This is a genomic window from Nostoc sp. MG11, from assembly GCF_014904695.1.
In the GTDB taxonomy this organism is placed as follows: Bacteria; Cyanobacteriota; Cyanobacteriia; order Cyanobacteriales; family Nostocaceae; genus Komarekiella.
On sequence record NZ_JACXXN010000005.1, the window covers coordinates 165988 to 182937 of the forward strand.

A 16950-nucleotide genomic window follows, 5' to 3' on the forward strand; every position below is an offset into this window, starting at 1 on the left:
ACTTGTAATTATTTGAGTAACATTTGGTTAAGTTTCATCAACTTGATTGTATCTATTTTTATGATTTTCACGTCTAAGTATTTAATAATCATGAATCAACTGTTTTTGAGTTAGATGCATGGCAATTCCTTTCTCATAATAAGCTGCTTCATTAATGAATATGGGATAAATAGTGGATGCTCCATCATAAAAAATATCTTTCCCTTCAAAAGTCAGAAATACTGGATCACCTGGATTCAACGGTTCATAATCTCTAAATTGAAGCTGAGGATGAATCATGGCTTCAATTTCTCCGTGTTCATTCCTAGGATAATCAATGACACCAGTATACTGATAAAGTGTAAACGTGCTGTTTTTCTGCAAGATTTTTCCTTGATTGTATGCTTCAAAATAGTCCAAAACTGCATAAACAAGTTGCTCAGTTTGTCGAAATAATTCAGCATCTAAAACACCTTGAGGCACAGCACCAACTTCTATAACAAAACCCAATTCGCACATAGAACGGAGAAAGCCACTTCCTCTAAGTTGCTGATGAAAATATACTTTTACTAAAGGGTTTATTGAACTCAGATAAGCTGCTAACTGTAGTAATAAAGGATGCATATTACTCAGGAGAAGACTTAACCCCATATTGGCAGTTGTGCTGTGCAAATCAATAATTACATCTACGAAAGGCTGATTTTGTGGGTGTAGCAACTGTTGAATTTCTTTTGCTCGTATATCTTCGTAACTTGATAGTAATGAATTTTGCAAACCTTGATGAGTGAAGCAACGATTTAAATCTTTGTCAATGTATCGTCTACCTTTTTCGATGGCTTTAGGATTGCCGAGTAATACCAATGTTTCAAAAGTTGATCTATTGATTAAATTTGGATACTGCTGAAATTTTTTGACTAAATACACTCCTGTTAACTCATTACCGTGGCTTCCTCCAATGATCGCGGCTCGGTTGATGTGAGTCATAAAAACCTCGTGTGTAAAAATCTTATAAAAAAAGTGCAATACTTCTGCCAGTTTTTTGGGAATGCATAACTGCACAGACGTGTGTGTTAGTGCTAAAGAGTTCTATCACCCACCCTTTAGTATGTTGTAAGTGAAAAACTTTAATTTAGTAAAGGTCACTCGTTTGATGAAATAGGCGATATGAAGTGAGGCACTTTTCACTGTCTATCACTTCTTGTAACAATTACAATAAACAAAATGCTACTATATGTCCAATATTTTTTTGATGACTAAAGTATATTTTAAAAATATAGTAGTCATTATGATAGAACTTCGACATCTACGATACTTTATCGCTGTGGCTGAAGAATTAAACTTTAGCCGTGCGGCTGAACGCTTGCATATTGCTCAACCACCTTTGAGCCAACAAATCCAAGCGTTAGAAGCTAAATTAGGACTACAACTATTTGAACGGAAAAAACGTCCGCTACAGTTAACTACTGCGGGACAAGTCTTTTTAACAGAAGCACGTTTAGTGTTCCTTCAGTTGGAGCAAGCAATTACCTCCGCGCAAAAAGTTAGCCGGGGTGAAATTGGACGCTTAGTGGTGGGAACTAATAGTTCTTTTGCTAACAGCATTTTGCCAGATATTTTGCAAGTTTTTCGCCCTTTGTTTCCAGAGGTGATACTGGTATTGCGTGAAGTAAGTTCTTCTCAGCAGGTAAACCAACTACGCGATCGCCAAATTGATATTGCTTTTGAAAGTTTGCCTAATCCCAATTGCTACGACAGCGCTTTAAATTTTCTACCGATTTTACAAGAGCCTTTGATTATTGCTTTGCCAGAAACGCACCCTCTAGCAGCCCAAACCGAAATTCCACTCAAGGCACTGGCAGAAGAACCTTTTGTTTTACCTCCACCCGACTTAGTACCATCATACAGTCAGATTATTAACCTTTGTCAGCAGGTGGGCTTTTCGCCGAAAGTTGTACAAGAAGCAACATGGATGGTGACTGTACTCGGCTTGGTTGCAGGTGGAGTGGGTGTAACATTGCTTCCTGCAAATGCCCAAAACCTACAGCGAACTGGAGTTGTCTACAGACCAATTCAAGGACAAAATTTAACTCTACAATTAGCTGTGGTGTGGCGGCGCGATGATTCATCTGTAATTTTGCATGAGTTTTTAGAAGTGACAAAAAGTGTAGCGCGACAAAAATTTAACTAACTTCTGCTAAGATGTTTCGCTCCGCTCAACATGACAATTTACAGCAATATTTCATACCTTTAAATTAATCTCATTAGCTATAAACTTAAGCACCAAAAGTTTGCTTCATCTCCGAAAGCAAATTTGATATATACTCCCCGCGAATAATAGAACCATGCATTGTTGCAAGATATTTAATCGGTAGCTTTTCTACTGCCTCAATTCCGCGAGTGAAGCTTCTGCCTTCAGACATGAACCCAACTTTTTGCTGAAACTTGATAATGGATTCTGTAAGATCTTTTTCGGTAACAGGCTCCTCAAATTGACCAGGGTGAGCTGCAAGATCGGAACAAAAAAGAATTTTTTCTTGCGGTTGATAAAATATACAACTCTCCCATCCATGAGGAAAATGGGGAGTCTCAATAAGTATAATCTCTCTTTTGCCCAAGCAAAGAGCTTTGTTGTTCTTAAGAACTGTTGAGGGTCTCAATGCAAAATCATCTATGTTCGATTTATTAAGACGACTCACAATTATTTCTGCTTGCGGAGCTACTTCAAGCCACTGATTAAGGGAGCCGCATTCGTCAGCCTCAAGGTGACTGAAGGCAATATATCGAAGCTTTGAAGCGTCGCACACAGATGAGACAAGTTCATATACTTGATCAAACCACTCTGCTCGACCCGTATGAATGAGCATAGAATGTTCATCAAGGATGAGGAATTGACTAAAAACAAATTTTTTATCATTTGATACAGAGAGCTTATATATACCATGAACTATCTCATCAATGCGCGTGAACTTAGCCTTGAGACGTGTAAACATACTTTCTTATTAAGGTATTCAAAAAATATACGTACTTTTTTACTATAGAATTAATAAAGGTCAAAATGCTTTAGAAGTGAACAAGCACAGCCATTTGAATGCAACTACCTCCTGAAACTAAATAAATATTCAAGTTTTCCTAGATAACATTAAATACTAACTCATATTAATAACTATACAAATTATATGTCTTTGGAAACAAGACTATAGCTATACAAATTTGATTTAATTAATCAGTCAAACTAATTAAATAGTAATCAATATTCCTCACTAAGTAGCTAGTTGTCAGTCAGGCGGATGTAGGGCTTTATCCAAGATAACAATTTAATATATAAAATTTAGTAATATCAAAAAAATATATGTTTTAGTAAGAAAGCTAAAGGAAAAATATTTTATTTCACTCTAAATATTTTTTATAAATGCATAGAACAGAATTACAATACCAACAACTCGAAACTCATAAAATTACTATATATCTCTTTACAAAGAGAACATCTTATGTATTAAATATATTAACGGCTTTTGGTCATTTAAAATTTTTGACGATTATCTTTATATGGCCTGCACAGACGCTAAGCAGCTTTGAGTAAAGCATCGCTTGCTTAATATTGGACAAATCAAACGTTAATGCCTAAGAATCTCCATCTCATATTTAATACTTCCTGTCAATACCTAAGTTTTACTTAAATCTCTATTAAAACTTCATCATGTCAATAAGCATTTATACATAAAGTTCATACTTTTTTTGATATGAATATTAAGTAATTAACTGAAAAAATGTAAGGTTTTTTATTAACTTAGTGATGATTAGTTTCATATTAACTATGTTTATGAGATTAATCTTGATCAAAAATCACACAATTACTATATTTATCTCAAAATAATGCAACTCTATACACCTATTGAAATCGAACAAATCCAACAGGATATTCCCCACTTAATTGAAATCATGGAGTGGGTTAAAAATTTTTTAGGAAGGCATCATCCTGATTTAGGTAGGCCTGGGCCAGTTTGCCCTTTTGTGCCTCACGCTCTCAAATCAAACAGTATTCAAATGGCGGTTATTCGTGCAAAAAATTTAGATTCACAACAATTAGAAGAGATTGTTAGACGTTACCGGGATATTTTTCTAGAGATAGCTCCAAAAGAGAAAGAATTAGCTTTAAATAAGGCATTTTTACTGATTTTCCCTGATGTTCAAATTCAGGAAACCTCTAATCTAATTGATGGGATTCAGCAAAAACTTAAACCCTCGTTTGTCGAGTCAGGACTGATGATTGGGGAATTTCATAAGCGGAATGAGAGTTCTGGACTGCACAACTCAAATTTCCGTCCGCTTCGTAGCCCGATTCCCTTACTGGCTATCCGTTTTATGGTTGAATCTGATCTGCCTTTTCTTTTAAGTCCAGATAGTCCATACTTACGTATTAGGTATCTCGAAGCTTATTTAAAGCATTTTGCTCATCAGCTAATAGATAAAACAAAGTTAAACGCTGCTTATCAAGCATTAGCATTAGCTAAAGAACAACTGAAGGAAGAAAGTTTAGTGAAATATTGACATATATAAAATGAGTATCACAATTAGAGATTCAGAACATAAAGAAAATATTCAGTTAGATACCTTGACTCACTTCATCGGCAGTCAAGTCATACAGGAATTGAATTACACTCAAATACTTGATTACCAGAATTTGTGCATTCATCAAATGTTTGAGATTCAGGTAGAGCGATCGCCTGATACAATCGCCGTAGTATTTGAAAACACCCAACTTACTTATCGTCAGTTAAACCAGCGAGCAAATCAGCTAGCACATCACCTACGTACCTTGGGCGTTGAACCAGAGGTACTGGTTGGTATTTGTCTAGAGCGCTCTTTAGAAATGATCATCGGACTGTTGGGAATTCTTAAGGCTGGAGGAGCGTATGTACCTTTAGACCCGGCATATCCTTCAGACCGCTTAGCCTTTATTTTAGAAGACACTCAAATACCAGTAATGCTGACCACACAGCAATTGGTAAAAAGCCTAGCTACTCATGGAATACAAGTCGTTTGTCTAGATTCAGATTGGGAAATTATCACCCAGAATAGCCAAGAGAATCTGTTCTGTAATGCTACACCTGATAACCTGATCTACACAATCTACACTTCCGGCTCTACAGGACAGCCCAAAGGTGTCATGATTCCTCACCGTGGGATCTACAACCAACTCGAATGGCGGCAAACAACCTTTAAATTAACTTCAGCAGACAAAGTTTTACAGACCATTTCTTTTAGCTTCGACCCTTCGGTATGGCAGATATTCTGGCCATTGTGCTTCGGAGCGCAATTGATTATGGCTCGCCCTGGTGGACATCAAGACACCGCCTACCTCGTTAAGCTGATAACCGAACAGCAAATCACCGTCATTGGTTTAGTACCTTCAATACTCCGTGTATTACTGGATGAGCAGGGAATTGAGAATTGTCAATCACTCAAACACATTACCTGTGGTGGTGAAGCTTTACCTGTCGAACTTATAGAGCGTTTCTTTACCAAATTGAACTTAGATAATGTTCTATATAATTGCTATGGCCCGACAGAAGCCTCCATTGATGCAACTTTCTGGAGATGTCAGCGCGGCAACAATTATATTATTGCTCCTATTGGTTGCCCCATTACCAATACACAGATTTATATCCTAGATGAGGATTTACAGCCTGTACCTGTTGGTGAATCTGGGGAATTGTATATCGGCGGTGCTGGACTTGCTCGCGGCTACCTCAAACGTGCTGACTTGACCAAAGAAAAATTTATTCTCAACCCTTTCAGTAAAGAGCTAGGAGCGCGACTGTATAAGACTGGTGACTTAGCGCGTTATCTGGAAGATGGCAACATTGAATATATTGGTCGCCTTGACTCCCAGATCAAAATCCGAGGCTTCCGCGTCGAACTAGGCGAAATTGAGGCAGTACTATCTCAACACCCCGCCGTGCAGCAGTCTGTGGTGACAGCACGAGAGGATGTCCCTGGAGATAAGCGCCTAGTAGCTTATGTTGTTCTCGACTCTGAGCAAGCAGCTACTATTGATAGACTACGGCATTTTCTCAAACAGAGATTGCCCGACTATATGGTTCCTTCAGCATTTGTGATGTTGGAAGCCTTGCCAATGAATCCTAACGGCAAAGTAGACCGCCGTTCTTTACCAGAACCCCCTCAAACCAGACAAGAAATAGAAGCAATTGTCGCTCCTCGCGATGAGGTGGAACTCCAACTAGCAAGCATTTGGGAAAAAGTTTTAGGTATTGAGCCGATTGGCGTCAGAGATAACTTTTTTGATTTAGGAGGGAACTCTCTGCTAGCTTTGCGCCTGGTTGCACAAGTTGAGAAAGCCTTTAAGAAAAATTTACCCCTAGCTACGTTTTTCCAAAATCCGACTATTGAGCAACTAGCCAGAATTCTGTGCCAATCAGGATTGCCAAAATCCTTATCCTATTTAGTACCAATTCAACCCAATGGTTCCAAACCACCTTTATTTTTATGTCAAGGTGTTAGCTTATATCAACCTCTAATTTCTTATTTAGGTTTAGACCAACCTGTTTATGGGTTGATAGCAGAGGATGGGCAAGGAAGACCAGTTTATTTAAATCGGATAGAAGAATTAGCAGCTCACTATATTGAAGAGATAAAAACTCTCCAGCCTGAAGGCCCTTATCTTCTGGGAGGTCTATCTTTTGGAGGTGTTATAGCATTTGAAGTTGCTCAGCAATTGATCTTACAAGGTGAGCAGGTAGCTTTATTAGCTTTATTTGATTCCTGTCTACCAGGCGCACAAAAAGTATTACCAATGCCAATGTACAAGAGGCTTTCGCATCACTTGAATCAGTTTTTACAAATTGGCCCTACTTATTTCTTAGAAATGCTCAAGCGGAAAATGAGCATTTCTTATGGAAAAATTGCTTTAAAAAATGAGTTTTTTAGGATTAAAAATCTCGAACATCTAATTAGGCGAGAGGCATACAACCAAGGAGTAAAAAAATATTCAATCAACTACGTACCGCAAATTTACCTCGACCGTGTGACTCTGTTCAAGGCTATTGATAGGGATATTACTAACGTTGAGGTTGTTGAAGTTGAGCCGGGACTGGGTTGGACTAAGTTGGCGGCTGGAGGATTGGAGATCCATGAAATTCCTGGTGATCATCATGGTATTTTGAAAGAGCCTAACGTCCAGTTGTTGGCTGAAAAGTTGAGGCTCTCCATAGACAAAGGTATAAAGTAGCTATTAATACTATTAGTTAAAGCATAGGAATAGTGTAACGTTATGATTACAGCTACTCCTCGTATGCTCTATATTAAACCTGTTACATGAGTATTTGTCTCACGCAGAGGCGCGGAGGCGCAGAGAGAATGAGGAGTTTTAAATCCCAAAACATCAATTTTATCTCTTGTTTATGCAACACCATCTACGAAACACTTGGTATCGCAGAACGGATTGTATTAATAAAGTTTTGAGCATAACGCTGCGTGGAGAAATCGCAGGCACGTTGTCGCGCTGCTAGTCCGACATCTTGGGCAAATTCTTGCTCATCAAGATAGCGGAGAATGGCGATCGCTAATTTATCCGCATCGCCGTAAGGTGTTAATAGTCCATTAACGCCGTCAGTAATAATCTCAGTCGGCCCCCCAGCATTACCAGCTATAATCGGTTTACCCAATGCCATCGCTTCAATAATCACAATTCCAAACGGCTCTTTATCTGATGCATGTACAAATACATCCATCGCCTGTACCCATTCTGGGATGTTACGCTGTAGCCCAGCCATGATCACTCGCTCTTTCAACCCTAAAGCTGCTATTTCTGCTTTTAAAAATTCCTCATAATCTGGTTCCAAATCGTGCTTACCGCCAACCACTACACAATGGGCATCGGGATATTTTTGCAAAACTTGGGGCATTGCTTGTACCAATACGTGCATTCCCTTCCATCGTTGCAATCGCCCAACAATTCCAATCAACGGCCCATGCAATGGTAAGTCTAACTTGCGGCGTGCTTCTTCAGCAGAAGGTAAAGCAGCAGGCTCGAATCTGTCTAGGGCGACACCAGGATAGACTAAAGGTGTTGGTCTGTGGGGCCAAATCTGCGCTTGTGCTTGCTTGCCATCTTTAGAGAGGGTGACGATCGCACGAGCGGGTATTAAAGTAGCAAGTCGTACTAACCAAGTTTTATCACTAGGTACTTCTAGTTGATACCACACAGCAGGCAACCCCGCTAGCATCGCCGCTAAACCCCCAGATATATGAGTGATCCACATCCAATTAACAATCATATCTGCACGTTCGCGGCGGGCGATCGCAGCTATCTGAAAAACAGCGGTAATAAAACGGTGAACTTGGCGTAGACGACCGCTTTTGACAATTCGCGTATCAATGCCGAGGGACTTTACTTGTTCTACCATCGGGCCGTCTTCCAAAAATATCACCAACCACTCGACGCCAGCATTACGTCCTTGATGCATCAAGTCCCAAAGCATCATTTCACCGCCGCCTTTTTGCTCGGCTAGTGGCATCACAACTATAACTTTCATAATCTATATCAATCCTATTTAAGTTGTAAGATTTGGTTTTTTAACGAACCACAAAATAATTGCAAAATTCAGATTCCCAACTTCTTAAAAAAGTCGTGAATTTTGATGTTGATAATACTTATGTGCTGCCATAGTCATGGCTAAAAAGCCCCAAAGAATCATGCCTGCTACACTCAACATGCCACTACCAATAAGTAGCTGTGTGGAAGCACTAATACCAATAGCACGGGCAGCACTGACAAAACTATCAAAACGGGCTTCACTATATTGACTAACACTGAAAAGCATCAAGATTAATCCACCCATGTAAGGTATGGCTCCGAACCAACCTAGGGTGAAAAACATATCTAAAATGCCACTGTCAATCACAACAACTTCTATTTGACCGGTTTTTTCGTTCACCTTCCAAATATTTCCTAAACCACTACCTAGAGCATTGGAAAGGGCTAGGCTAAGGTTTCTGTCATAACTCCCCGATCTATCTTTAAAACTGCCATCTTCTTGAAGATTATAAAAAGTTTCCAACCGACTACCAATAACTGTAGAAAGTGGTTCAATAGTTGCTAAGGGGATAACACACATTGCCATCACTAGAATTATTGTAATTAGGCGCATTTGAATACGAGCTTTAACTGAACCCATAATCATAATTACTCCTAATAACCAACCGCCCCAGTTAGTACGCGCTTGTGCTAGCAAGAACGACAAGTAGCCAACAGCTGAGGCAGGAAAAATTAATTTTCCCGAACTGGTAAATAACAACAGCAATCCAGCTTGCATGACGGAGCCAAACGGCCCGACTGAGTGCAATGTGCTCCATACGCGCATCCCAAAAGGTACTGGATTTCCCGAACTGGTAAACAGTTTTGACTCGATCAGCCAATACCGATCCCACTCAGGAGCTACCACAAATTGATATATGCCATAAGCTCCTGTAATTAACACGCACCAAAGAAATGTGCGCTGAATATTCTGGCGATAACTGGGATAATCTCGCCAGTTTGTGAATAAGTGAAAAGCGAAGATAATTGGACTTAGCCAATCCAGAAGACCACGCGCTACAGGAATCGGTGAGTTGTAAATTAGTCCTACCAAAAAGCCATAGAACACGCCGACAAAACCCAAAATAAAAGGTAAGCCACCCTGACGATAAGCACCAGGAAGGTTGCGTAAGAAGCTCCCTATAGTTACAAACACCACTAAATAGGGGGCGATGAGCATCTGACGGGTAGGATCCCAGCCAACTCGATAGTCAACTAGGCGAGTAGCTAAGGGCGTGAGAAACCATATCCACCACGTAAAGCCGATGTAGAGAATGGGATGCCGCAAGTATAAAAATACGGCTACAAGTAAAGCTGTTACTGGATAAATTAGGCGCAATAAGGCAGCAGCGCCAGCAAAATAGCAAGCTACAGTTACGAATAGAAAGCCCAGGATGACAATCCAACCTTGTGGCGATCGCTCTTTAGGAGAAAAGTTTTCTTTTAAAAAACTATTGAAAAGTATCTGCTTGGAAATCACTATACATCTCCACCATGCAGGTAGTTGATTGAAAAGTTGAAAGCGCCTTGAGGATTATGCTGACTACAAGTGAAATTTCACTCTTAAGCACTTCAGTGCTTACTACAAACCATTGCTCATTTTGAATTGCCGATATGCTTGCCAACGCCCACGCCAGGATGCTAGCAACTTTTTACCTGCTAGCTGACCTTGACTGGGTAAAAGTCTTAGCCATTGTACTAAGCCCAAACTATCGCGTGTGCCAACTAATACGGCCCAGAGCAAAAAGACGGCACGGCGGATAGACGGCAGATGTTCTAATAAAACTAGAGTTTCGTTATGAACTAAATTAATAAAGGCAATTTCATTAAAGTTGTTTCGCTGATCTTCATCAAAACGTTGAGCTGGATAGTGATCTACAGCTACCTGGGGGTCGTAAATTATCTGCCAACCAGCCCGTTTGAGAGTCAGAGTGAATGCCATTTCAAAGTGTACTTGTGCCCCTGTACCTCGCATCCGCTCATCAAAGCGCAATTGTCCGTACGCCTGAGTACGAAAACTCATGTTCACGCCCTTGAGAATATCGACTTTGCGGGGTTCTCCAATTCCCAGGTGATGGTTGCCAATCACTCGCCCAAACCACTGCAACTGCCCGACTACTGGGCGGGAATCGTCTTCTAGCTTGCTACCGTGGTGTATCCAGTCACGCCCACCCACGCCACCGATGCGACTATCACAGATAAAGTGAGCGGTGATGCGCTCTAACCAATCTGGGTGAGGTGCGGCATCATCATCAGTAATTGAAACAATATCGCCCTCTACTGCTGCTAGCCCAGCGTTGAGGGCTGCTACTACTCCCGGTTGCGTTACCTTCACAATATGTAGTGGCAGGTTGTGCGCTTTGTATTGATCGAGAAATTGCCGTGTTTCTGCATCCGTGTCACGCACAACTACTATCACCTGAGAGGCTGGTTTAGTTTGCTCCTGTAGCGCCGAAAGGCAACGGCAGAGATCTAGAGGACGGCGATAGGTCGGGATGAGAACGGTGTTCTGCATTGCTTAACTCCTCGAATAGATCCACATAAGTTTGCGCCATAGTAGTCCAGCTATGTTGTTCTGCTACAGAGCGAGCTGCTTGACCCATCTGCTGCATTAAGATGCGTTCGCCCTTGGCGTTGGCGGAGCCATCGCTCACTAACGACAACAGTGCTGCTGCTAAAGCATCGGCATCGTCTGAGTTGGGCAAGACGACTCCACATTCTGGTGTCACTAATTCTGCACCCCCTGTTGCAGTGGCAGTAATTACAGGCAATCCAGAGGCGAGTGCTTCTAACAATACAAGTGTGCAAGCTTCATAACGGGAAGGAAAAACGAATAAATCTACTGCTCGCATAATTTCGGCGATATCACGTCGATATCCGACAAAATGCACGCGCTCAGTTAATCCTAGGGATGCTGCTAGTTGGGGAAAGGGGCTACCTTCGGTGTTACCCACCACTACTAAATGTAAATCGGGAACTTTTACTAAGGCGTGCAACACAGTATCTAAGTTCTTCCTGGGTGTGCGGATGTCTCCGGCAAATAATGCTAGGGTGACATTTTCTGGGAGTCCTAATTTTTGGTGAGATGCCGTACCAGGAGCAAATTCTTGTAAATCAACTCCATTGACTATTACCCGAATTCGAGAACGGGGAACGCCAATATCAACTAATTCCTGCGCTACTTTTTCGGATACAGCTACGACGACTTTCGCAGTTTGAAAAGCTTGCTTTTCCCAACGGGCATTTAAAGCGGTAAAAAGCCACTGGTAAAGACCATATAAATCTCGGCGATTGCGGGAAATATGAACAGGCGATCGCAACCATGAACTATGGACAAAATGTACGGCATTCACATCAGCGGCAGCCATACTAATCGCCCCATTAACTTTGACTAAATCAATGCCACGAGATTTTTTTAACAAATCTGCGCTTTTTTTAGCAAAGATGAAATTACGAATTAATTCAGTAGGATAACCATTAACTGGAATTTTTATCCAATTAACTTGGCTATCATTTTCTAGTTCTGGCGCAATTTCACTTGCTAATAATGTCAGGTGATGACCGCGATGAATTGCTTCTTTGGCAACTTCATAATTTACTCGACCTTGACCATCACCTCGTTTAACTTTATGAGTAACGATACATAGTTTCACGTCCCACCTCTACCAATATCTGAAGTTTAATCAACTCAATTATTTCGATATTTCTAGTAGTTTACTTACCAAGAGTTGCGGAGTAAAGCTGAGAGTGAGCGCTGCTAGAGTTCGCAAATTAAATCTTTGTTTATTCAACACTTGCCAAAAATAAGGGCGTGCGGCTGTTGTCTGATTAATTCGCAGTAAACCAATTCCCAAAGTAGTATTAGCAGCTAACCATTGTTGTTGAAAGTACGTTTTAAATTCTTGTAAACGCGTGTCTTCCATAAAAACTTTGTAGCAAAACATTTCGCTTTTAGCTTTGCGAATTTTGGCTTGCACATCTCGACCACCACTAAGCATGGTGTCAGTTTGTTCATGGACACGATATTGCGTGAGTCTTTCTGGATAATAGTAAGCAGCACGCCCAGATATACAGCAGAGATAAGTTAAATATAAATCCCACATTCCGCCAACTTCTGAAGGAATACTATCCCAATCAATAACATCATTGCGAATCACGCAAGCAGCAGCGGTGGCTATGCTTTTATTTATTAGCCCAATCTTAAAGAAAGATTGATGAATGCCTTGTACGAGTTTGTCTCGTTTATAAGCGCGTGTATTTTCTTCAGTTCCAACATAATCAATGTTGCTATATGCATCTATGATGTATTGATCACAAAAAGCCAGAACTAATTCAGAATTTTTTTCTAGAATTGGCACAAGCTTTGCTAAAAAGTCTTCATTCCACATATCATCATCATGCAGGCTAGCAACGTATTTACCTTGGGCCATTTTGAAGCCATGCTGCTGATTAGCGAACATACCGACATTTTGTGGTTGCCTCCACAATTTGATGCGTGAATCCCCAAAAGATTCAACAATATTTTGGGGATTTTCTGGGCTACAATTATCAGAAACAATAATTTCAATATTTTGATAAGTCTGTTTAACAGCACTAGCGATCGCTAGCTTAAGATATTCTGGTCGATTATAGGTTGGAATAATAACACTGACTAAAGGTTGTTGACATTCTTGATTCGATAACATGTTTGTACTCTGTATTTTGTCCGGTAAAAGTTATCCCCCAAAACAGCCAATTTGGCTTGATTTATTTTAGTAGCTTAGTTACTTCAAATAGAAAAATCATATATGATTTTTTCATAAATCTCTTGTAGATGTTTTACATGAACATCCATTGTAAGTTCTTTCATCAAAAAAGCATGACCTTGTTCGCCAATCTGGCGACTTTTTTGATAATCTGTGTCCAATTCATTGATAGCCTCAGCCAGCTTTTTAATATCATTAGCTGGAACAAGAATACCTGTTTCTCCATCTTTTAAGTGTTCTGGAATACCTCCAACTGCACTAGCAATTACAGGTCGATAACGAGCATAAGCTTCAAGAGTAACAAGTCCAGCAGGTTCAGGCCAAACACTAGGAAATATGACTGCAAAACACCGTTGATAAAGTGTATTTAATTTATCACCCTCACACCAACCGTGCCAAGTGATCCGGTTATTCAATCCTAGTGAACTAGCTAATCTTTCTAATCGAAGCTTATCCCATCCTTCACCTGCGATATCAAGATGAATTTGCGGATTTGTATGTACTAAAGTTTTTAGCAACCATTCCAGGCCTTTGTCAGGTACAATCCGCCCAGCAAAAAGAATTCTATGATTTTGATGAATTTCTAAACTTAGGGGTTTTGTGCCAATTTGAGGTACTGAAGTCCCACAACGCAGAGTAATAATTTTCTCAGATGGCACACCGTTTTTTATCAACTGTCCCCGGACATAATTGCTATTAGCAATAACTGTAATTTTTAGATTATTTAAGATATTTAACACCTGCTGAGAGTGCTGCAATTCCTTAATCACTTTTTGAGGTCTGCGGCTACCACAGCCATCTACTACTTTGCCCCAAGTACATCTCAAATATGAGAAATTTCGCTCACAAACTACACCCTGACCTGCTAAATATTTTGTGCCACTAGGACAGTAGGTTGAATGATTATGAACAGTGAAGACTGCGGGACATTTACCTGTAAGTCCTAATAATAAATCTGGACTGTGAATGTGGACGAGTCTAAGCTGGCTTTGGTCAATATTCTGAAGAGATTTGAGAACGCGATCGCTTACACCAGGTAGGCGATAATTAATTAGAGACGTTAAATAAGTTTCAGCTCCTCCACTACCACCAACATCAAAGCCAGAACATTGGTAAATTAATCCTTTTTCAAAATTTTCCTGTGTTAATTTTTTCTGGTTTTGTCCCGTATATGTTACTAAGTTCGCCATTATTACCCTACACTTATTTTCAAACTCAAATAGATATTATTAATTAGTATCTAGTATTTCAGTTGAGCAATTACTGAATTCTAAATGTTTGTCGCACCTGTTGCTTATAACCAGGAATTTTATAGGCAACAACTGGAGTTCGATATAACTAAGTTTCTGTTGGAGAGCAGTTCGATCAAACATCAGGTGAAAATCAGAAATTGCTGCTGCTAGTTGAGCAATTACTTTGCTCATTACCTCTGTACCTGTGGGTTCAACTAACCACACTCCAGGCTTATCTTGTAAATAATTCCAGTTTTAATTTTAGGTACTGCTACCAAAATTGGGTAATTTGTCATTAAATATTTGTAGTAGCGTGGCAAGGCTAAAATGTTGCAATAAATTTTCTTGTAGTGTGGTCTTCTAGCCAGCACCGGACGTGCGAGACGCCCATCCCACAAGAGGAAAGCTAATGCACTATTTTAGCTGTGCCACGCCAGTAGGTTTTACATCAAATACGTCGGCTATAAGTTCCATCGGGACGATTTGCTGATTTGTTAGCTAATCTACTCGACTCACTTCATACTGCATCTGGTGATATTTCCAAAGCTTACCTTGAAGCTCAAGTAGTTCTTGATAGTTACCCTGTTCTACGATCCGTCCTTGTTCTAGCACCACAACCTTATCTGCTTTGGCGATGGTAGAGAGACGGTGAGCGATCGCAATTACTGTTCTACCAATAGATAGCTTTTCTAATGAATCTTGAATTAAACGCTCAGATACAGAATCTAATGCACTAGTTGCTTCATCCAAAATCAAAATTTCTGGGTTCCTTAGTAAAGCCCGTGCAATAGCAATTCGCTGTCTTTGTCCTCCAGATAATCTGACACCCCTATCTCCTAATTGAGTGTTAAAACCTTCGGGCATTTCTAAAATAAATTCTAGTGCATTCGCTAGTTTAGCAGCTTCCTGAATTTCATCTTTAGTGGCTTCTGGAGTACCGTAAGTAATATTCTGCCAAACAGTAGTGTTGAAAATAAAAGTATCCTGACTGACGACAGCTATTTTATGACGTAAGGAGTTAATTTCAAACTTCCGCACATCGACTTCATCGATATAAATATTTCCCTCTGTAGCATCGTAAAATCGGGGAATTAAATCGGCAAGTGTTGTTTTACCAGCACCAGATGCTCCCACTAGCGCTGTCATTTTTCCCTTTTCAAGAGTAAGAGTAATATTATGTAGCACTAAATTCTGATTATCGTAGCCAAAATCTACAGACACTAAATCTATTGATCTTTTTAAACCCTTAAACTTAATTTTGCCATTTTTAAAGTAATATTGATTATCACTTTTCAACAGATTTTTAATATTATCTGCTGAGCCATGTAAAGTACTGAGAAATGCTCTTGTACCATTAATATCTTGGACGAACGGGACGAAGCGAAATAACACAAAGAAAAAGGTTAGCAAGGAAGCAACTTGTAGCGTTCCATTGCTAACAAGGCTGGTGAACGCCAAAATAATCATCCCGACTAATACTGTAGTCGCTACCCCTTCAGCAATTGGTTTGACAAGTGTCCAGGTAAACACAACTTTAGTAGTAGTACTTACTACCTTGTCGCTAGCTTTGTAGTAACGCTGACGCTCAAATTCTTGAGTACTATAAGAGTGAACAGTGCGAATACCATTAATAAATTCTACGGCTGCTGATGTAAAATTAGCGTTAGCAGTTGTCATGCCAAAACTTGACTCTCTAACTCTGGCATTCAAATTAGACAACCCCACGCCTAAAAGGGTAAACAATAATGCTGAAATCAGTGTCAGTTGCCATGATATTAAAAACATTGATATTAAGTAGACAAAAGTTGTCAGTCCTCTAGTCACTAAAAAGGCTCCGCCACTGAAACTCTGTCTTATCCTTTCTATTTCTGTGGTAATTGTGTTAATTAGATCACCCGAACGAGTTTTAGCAAAATAACTTAGCGATAAGGCTTGTAACTGCTCAAAAATTTGCTTACGTAAGCGATCAGCAAGATGTAGTTGAGATAATTCGGTGTAAACTTGAGAAAAATAATTGAAGGTTGCACGTAACCAAGTACTCAATAAAATTAATATAGAGACGCGGTACAAACGATTAACGGCCGATGTCTTAGCTCCCAAAACCCAAATATCAAACCAGTCTATTCCTGTCTGGACAGGTTGGGCATCAGGACTAGTTAAACTCTGCAAAAATGATAGTAAAAAGCCAATGCTTACACCTTCAAAAGTTGCCGCTAAAAATGAAAATATCAAGGCAAGTATAGCAATCTTACGAAAGTGCTTAAATTCTCGTAAAATCAAATAGTTGTTCTGCCAGAAGCTAGTGGCTTTGAGCCAAGTTTGGAGTGGTCGAGATTGGAAATGCATGGATTTTCAACAATAGTTTCAGAAATTAAATAGACATTTGTAGATGCTATGC

At 39.9% G+C, this 16950-nt stretch carries 12 protein-coding genes; 3 read left to right on the top strand and 9 right to left on the bottom strand.

Annotated elements, in window-relative coordinates; genetic code table 11:
- Window positions 1-81: 81 nt before the first annotated feature.
- Window positions 82-963, bottom strand: coding sequence for an aspartoacylase (locus HCR01_RS09930; protein ID WP_193196055.1), 882 nt, complete (start codon window positions 961-963; stop codon window positions 82-84).
- A gap of 301 nt (window positions 964-1264) precedes the next feature.
- On the opposite strand from HCR01_RS09930, the gene HCR01_RS09935 reads away from it, so the two are divergent.
- Window positions 1265-2167, top strand: coding sequence for a LysR substrate-binding domain-containing protein (locus HCR01_RS09935; protein ID WP_226889235.1), 903 nt, complete (start codon window positions 1265-1267; stop codon window positions 2165-2167).
- An 85-nt stretch (window positions 2168-2252) separates the two neighbouring features.
- On the opposite strand, the gene HCR01_RS09940 is transcribed toward HCR01_RS09935, so the two are convergent.
- The gene (locus tag HCR01_RS09940; protein ID WP_193196056.1) at window positions 2253-2969 is read right to left on the bottom strand and encodes a hypothetical protein; all 717 of its coding nucleotides are present in this window, start codon (window positions 2967-2969) and stop codon (window positions 2253-2255) included.
- Between the two features lie 883 nt (window positions 2970-3852).
- Here HCR01_RS09940 and HCR01_RS09945 point away from each other — a divergent pair.
- Both HCR01_RS09945 and HCR01_RS09950 read left to right on the top strand, forming a co-directional pair.
- Window positions 3853-4527 carry a DUF6875 domain-containing protein gene (locus HCR01_RS09945; RefSeq protein ID WP_193196057.1) on the top strand — a complete coding sequence of 225 codons (675 nt, stop codon included), beginning with the start codon at window positions 3853-3855 and terminating at the stop codon, window positions 4525-4527.
- 10 nt (window positions 4528-4537) lie between these two features.
- A complete protein-coding gene (locus tag HCR01_RS09950; RefSeq protein ID WP_226889236.1) occupies window positions 4538-7228 on the top strand; it encodes a non-ribosomal peptide synthetase in 2691 nt (896 codons plus the stop codon).
- Between the two features lie 184 nt (window positions 7229-7412).
- Here the strand turns inward: HCR01_RS09950 and HCR01_RS09955 are convergent, their stop codons facing one another.
- The 7 genes from HCR01_RS09955 to hepA form a co-directional block, all read right to left on the bottom strand.
- Window positions 7413-8534 carry a glycosyltransferase gene (locus HCR01_RS09955; RefSeq protein WP_193196058.1) on the bottom strand — a complete coding sequence of 374 codons (1122 nt, stop codon included), beginning with the start codon at window positions 8532-8534 and terminating at the stop codon, window positions 7413-7415.
- A gap of 84 nt (window positions 8535-8618) precedes the next feature.
- Entirely contained in the window at window positions 8619-10055 is a 1437-nt protein-coding gene (locus HCR01_RS09960; protein WP_193196059.1) for an O-antigen ligase domain-containing protein, read from the bottom strand.
- A gap of 102 nt (window positions 10056-10157) precedes the next feature.
- Complete coding sequence (locus HCR01_RS09965; RefSeq protein WP_193196060.1) at window positions 10158-11090, bottom strand: glycosyltransferase; 933 nt, start codon at window positions 11088-11090, stop codon at window positions 10158-10160.
- Entirely contained in the window at window positions 11008-12228 is a 1221-nt protein-coding gene (locus tag HCR01_RS09970) for a glycosyltransferase family 4 protein (RefSeq protein ID WP_193196061.1), read from the bottom strand. The genes HCR01_RS09965 and HCR01_RS09970 overlap by 83 nt, the downstream gene beginning before the upstream one ends.
- Window positions 12229-12267: 39 nt before the next feature.
- A complete protein-coding gene (locus HCR01_RS09975) occupies window positions 12268-13260 on the bottom strand; it encodes a glycosyltransferase family 2 protein (RefSeq protein ID WP_193196062.1) in 993 nt (330 codons plus the stop codon).
- An 83-nt stretch (window positions 13261-13343) separates the two neighbouring features.
- Window positions 13344-14510, bottom strand: a complete 1167-nt coding sequence (locus tag HCR01_RS09980) for a glycosyltransferase family 4 protein (RefSeq protein ID WP_193196063.1) — start codon at window positions 14508-14510, stop codon at window positions 13344-13346.
- A 540-nt stretch (window positions 14511-15050) separates the two neighbouring features.
- Entirely contained in the window at window positions 15051-16898 is a 1848-nt protein-coding gene (gene hepA / locus HCR01_RS09985; RefSeq protein ID WP_193196064.1) for a heterocyst formation ABC transporter subunit HepA, read from the bottom strand.
- Window positions 16899-16950: the final 52 nt, after the last annotated feature.